Raw genomic sequence first — 811 nt, forward strand, 5'->3', positions numbered from 1 at the left:
GATATCCCTTTTATCTTGACCTGCTTATTTAATTGAAACGTCATTGATTTCTAGATACCCTGATGGACTGATAGAAAAATTATCGACATTTTTGGCAATTGCCGCTAAATTTTCAATCACCCGCACAGGTATATACACAGCTTCTTCCATTTCTATTTCTTGGGCTTTTGCATATAGTTCTATACGTTTATCTTGATTCATTTCACTGCGGGCTGCTGCTAATATGGTATCAACTTCTTTATTGTTATAAAAGAAGTAATTTCCAGCTGATCCATGCGAACCCGAATGGAAAAGATTATATTGATTATAATCAGCATCGCCAGTTGCATTTCTCCAGCTGCTGATAAACATTTCAAAGGCACCCTTATTTCCTTGCTCAACAAACGTACCATACTCTAAAACCTGAATATTTAATTTAATCCCAATCCCTTTTAGTTGAGATTGAAGTACTTCTGCCATATTTATTCTTTCTTTGCTATCCATGGTGATAAGAGTAGTTTCAAAACCATCCGGATAGCCTGCTTCAGCGAGTAATTTCCTTGCCTCATTTAAGTTATATTCATAGGCTTTCATATTAGCATTGTACCCGAAAACCTTAGAGCCTAATAATGAATTCGCTTTTTTACCTACATTATTATAGACACCCTTAATAATAGAATCCATTTCAACTGCATGGGCGATTGCTTTACGAACACGAACGTCACCAAATGGTTTCTTCTTCACATTAAAACCAATAAATTCTGTTCCAAAACCTTCACTGCGGTAGACTTTGGTCGCTTGCGAAGCTTCTACCGTTTCCATCATTGGTACA

At 36.5% G+C, this 811-nt stretch carries 1 protein-coding gene; it reads right to left on the reverse strand.

Annotated features, from left to right (window positions below):
• Positions 1 to 24: 24 nt before the first annotated feature.
• Positions 25 to 811: ABC transporter substrate-binding protein (locus V7137_RS23490; RefSeq protein WP_335700311.1), on the reverse strand; the 787-nt coding region annotated here is incomplete at its 5' end.

The organism is Neobacillus drentensis (assembly GCF_036962765.1).
Taxonomy (GTDB): domain Bacteria; phylum Bacillota; class Bacilli; order Bacillales; family Cytobacillaceae; genus Neobacillus; species Neobacillus drentensis_C.